Genomic DNA, 3860 nt, shown 5'->3' with positions numbered 1-3860 from the left:
CGTGCCCGGCGGCTGCGCCAGGATGGCGTCATAGCTCGGGCCGCCACCCCGCCCGACAGTGCCGCCGCGGCCATGGAACAGCCGCAGCTTGACGCCGGCCTTATCGAACACCGCGACCAGCGCCAGCTCGGCCCGGTACATCTCCCAGTTGGACGTCAGGAAACCGCCGTCCTTGTTGGAGTCGGAATAACCCAGCATGACTTCCTGCTGGTTGCCGCAGGCCTGGATCAGGCGCTGCACCAGCGGCATGGCAAGCCAGTCCTGCATGATTGACGCTGCCTGCCGCAGGTCCGGTATGGTTTCGAACAGCGGGATCACCATCAATTCACTGGCCGGCTGTGCGCCGTCGACATCGCCCATCCGGAACAGACCGGCTTCCTTCTGCAGCACCAGCACTTCGAGCAGGTCCGACACCGACTCGGTGTGCGAGATGATGGTATTGCGCACGGCGCGCTCGCCATAACGCTGGCGTGCTTCACGCGCGGCGCTGAACACGGCCAGTTCGCTGGCGGTCTCCTCGGAGTAATCCAGCCAGGGCGAGGTCAGCAGCCGCGGGCGCGCTAGTTCTTCCTGCAACAGGGCGATTTTTTCCTGCTCGTCTAGCCCGGCATAGTCGGCGTGCGTGTGCGAGCGGGCAAACAACTCCGCCAGGACCCGTTCATGCACATCCGAGCTTTGCCGCAAATCCAGCGTCGCCAGGTGGAAGCCGAAAATATCCGCCGCCCGCCGCAGGCCGGCAAGCCGTGGCTTGACCATTGCCGCGCCGTGGTTGGCATTGAGCGAATCGACCAGTACTTGCAGGTCGGCTGCGAATTGATCGGGATGATCATAGGGCGCGGACGGGGCGACTTCGCGGCGCAGCACATGGCCGGCGCTCAGTGCGCGCGCAGTCGCCGCCAGCCGGGCGTAGATGCCGGTCAGCGCGCGCCGGTAGGGTTCGTCGGCACGGTGCGGCGACAGGTCAGGTGAACTGTCTGCCAGCGCCTGCAAGGGTTCGCTGACATCGACCAGCAAGGTCGACAAGGACAGTTCAGCGCCCAGCGCATGCACTTCTTCCAGGTAATGATCCAGCACGGTACCGGCCTGGCGCGACAGCGCCAGCCGCATGGTGTCGCTGTTGACATTCGGATTGCCGTCGCGGTCACCGCCGATCCAGCTTCCCATTTGCAGGAAAGGCCGGGTCAATGGCAGGCGGGCGGCGCGCTGGCCAAAATGAGTGGCCAGCTCGATTTCTATATCTTCATAGAGTGCCGGCAGCTCGTTGAGGAAAGTGCTGCGGTACCAGGACAAGGCGTTTTCGATTTCGTCGGCCACGCTCAGCCTGGTGTAACGCAGCATCCGAGTCTGCCATAGCGTGGCAATGCGGGCGCGCAATTGCACGTCATTGTCGGCCAGCTCACGCGGCGTCATCGGCAGGCCGCGTTGGCGCAGCAAGCCGGCAATCGCATGCTCGGCATCCAGCGTGCTTTTGCGCTGTACCTCGGTGGGATGGGCGGTCAGTACCGGCGACAACAAGGCATCGTCGAAAAATTGCCGCACTTGCTTGCCGCCCGCCGATGCCTGGCCAATGCGGGCCAGCGCCGCAGACAGGGTGCCGGGCTCGGGTGCCGCGCCGGCCATCAGTTCGGCGCGCCGGGTCCGGTTGTGATGCTGGTCTTCGGCAATATTGGCCAGGTGCGAAAAATAGGAAAACGCCCGCACCACCGAGATGCTCTGGTCGCGGCTTAGCTTCTTGAGCAACTTGTCGAGTTCGGCTGCGGCCTTGGGATCGGCGTCGCGCCGGAAGCGCACCGAGGTCTGCCGGATCGTTTCCACCACACCGAATACCTGCTCGCCTTCCTGGGCGCGCACTACATCGCCGAGCAGGCGGCCCAGCAGGCGGATGTCTTCCTTGAGCGCTTCGCTACTGCCGCTAGTGCGGCGCGAACGGCTGGACGGGGCTTTTTTTCGAGTGGCGGGAGCGGGCATCTGGCGGCGGGAAAGTAAGTGGAAAGGAGCGCTGCGCAACGGCAGGCCGACCAGTGCTGCATGCTAAAATCCGCTACATACAGAGCCAAGGCTGCGCCCGAGTGGCGCGGTTGAACGGCCGGTCCCGAGCATCCATTGAAAGAGTCCGTTTTGAAACAAGCGTTTTCCGGAAAGCTGGTCATTGCCTCGCGCGAGAGCCGGCTGGCAATGTGGCAGGCTGAACATGTACGATCCCGCTTGCAGGAATTATATCCGCAGGCCAGTGTCGACATTCTCGGCATGACAACCCGTGGCGACCAGATACTCGACCGCACGCTGTCCAAAGTCGGCGGCAAGGGCCTGTTCGTCAAGGAACTGGAAGTCGCCATGTCCGACGGGCACGCCGACCTGGCGGTGCATTCGCTCAAAGACGTGCCGATGGAGCTGCCCGACGGATTTTGCCTGGCAGCCGTGCTGGAACGCGAAGATCCGCGCGACGCCTTCGTTTCCAGCGGGTTTGCCTCGCTGGCGGAATTGCCGCCCGGCGCCGTGGTCGGCACCAGCAGCTTGCGTCGGCAAGCACTGATCGCTTCGCACTTCCCCCATCTGGTCGTGCGCCCGCTGCGCGGCAACCTCGATACCCGGCTGGGCAAGCTCGATCGCGGTGAATATGCCGCCATCATCCTGGCTGCTGCCGGATTGAAGCGGCTCGGCTTGCCCGAACGCATCCGCAGCCTGCTCGATCCCGATGACAGCCTGCCGGCACCCGGCCAGGGCGCGATGGCGATTGAAATATTGTCCGGCCGGCCCGAATTGCTGGCGCTGCTGGCGCCGCTCGACCATGCGCCGACCTCGGCTGCCGTCACTGCCGAGCGCACCCTGTCGCGCGCATTTGGCGGCAGTTGCCAGATACCCCTGGCCGCCTACGCAGTTGCTGCCGGCGACGCCGGCCTGCGCCTGCGCGGCATGGTGGCCATGCCGGACGGCAGCCGCATGGCCAGCGCCGAAGTCACCGGCCCCGCCGCCGATCCCGAGGCGCTCGGATTGCGCCTGGCCGATGCGCTACGCGCCCAGGATGCCGAGCAGATCCTGGCCGCCTGCCGGTCCGATGCCTGAGGCGACGGTCCCGGTCGTGTCGGCCGTTTCGGTCGCGCCGGTCGTGCCGGTCGTGATCACGCGCCCGCTGCAACAAGCGCAGCTGTTCGCGCAACGGCTGCGCGCGGCCGGTCGCGAGGCCGTCGTATTTCCCTTGCTCGACATCCATCCGCTGGATGACGACGCTGCGCTGAAGACTGTGCTGGCTGATCTGGAGCGCTATGCGCTGGTCGCCTTTGTCAGTCCGAATGCGATTGACGCCGCCTTGCGGGTGCGGCCGCACTGGCCGCGCGGCCTGACGATCGGCGTGGTCGGCGAGGGCAGCCGCAGGGCGCTGGCGGCGCACGGCATCGACCACCACCATGCGACCGTCATCAGCCCGAAAAATCCCGACCGGACAGATTCGGAAACCTTGCTGGAACAGCTCGACCTGGCCGCGCTGCGCGGGCGGCGCGCGCTGATCATCCGCGGCGAGAGCGGCCGTGAATTTCTGGCCGATGCGCTCAGGCATGCTGGCGTCGAGGTCGAGCAGGTGGCGGCATACCGCCGCACGGCGCCGGTCATGGATGCAGTGCGGGCAAACGAATTGAGCCGCCTGATCGACAGCGACGTCATCTGGCTGGTCACCAGTTCGGAAGCGTTGCGCAACCTGCTTGCGATGGTGGGCCAGTTGCCGCGCGCGGACGGCCTCGCCCGTTTGCTGCAATGCCGCTTGCTGGTGCCGCACGTCCGCATAGAGGAAGTCGGGCGGGAACTGGGTTTCCTGCACATAGAACGCTCCGGTTCCGGGGACGAACAGATGCTTGCCAAGTTACAAT

Annotated in this window: 3 protein-coding genes; 2 read left to right on the top strand and 1 reads right to left on the bottom strand. The window is 65.5% G+C overall.

Annotated elements, in window-relative coordinates; translation table 11 throughout:
• Positions 1-1968, bottom strand: a 1968-nt coding sequence (locus Q7T64_RS02765) for a phosphoenolpyruvate carboxylase (RefSeq protein WP_304790787.1), incomplete at its 3' end; no start/stop codon positions are given.
• Between the two features lie 135 nt (positions 1969-2103).
• Between Q7T64_RS02765 and hemC the strand changes: the two genes are divergently transcribed.
• Positions 2104-3063 carry a hydroxymethylbilane synthase gene (gene hemC / locus Q7T64_RS02760; RefSeq protein WP_304790784.1) on the top strand — a complete coding sequence of 320 codons (960 nt, stop codon included), beginning with the start codon at positions 2104-2106 and terminating at the stop codon, positions 3061-3063.
• A partial coding sequence (locus Q7T64_RS02755; RefSeq protein WP_304790780.1) for a uroporphyrinogen-III synthase occupies positions 3056-3860 on the top strand: 805 nt, incomplete at its 3' end. The genes hemC and Q7T64_RS02755, both read left to right, overlap by 8 nt.

Origin of the sequence: Lacisediminimonas sp. (assembly GCF_030645335.1) — a bacterium.
GTDB lineage: Bacteria > Pseudomonadota > Gammaproteobacteria > Burkholderiales > Burkholderiaceae_D > Lacisediminimonas.
This window is presented reverse-complemented; position numbering and strand designations above follow the sequence as displayed.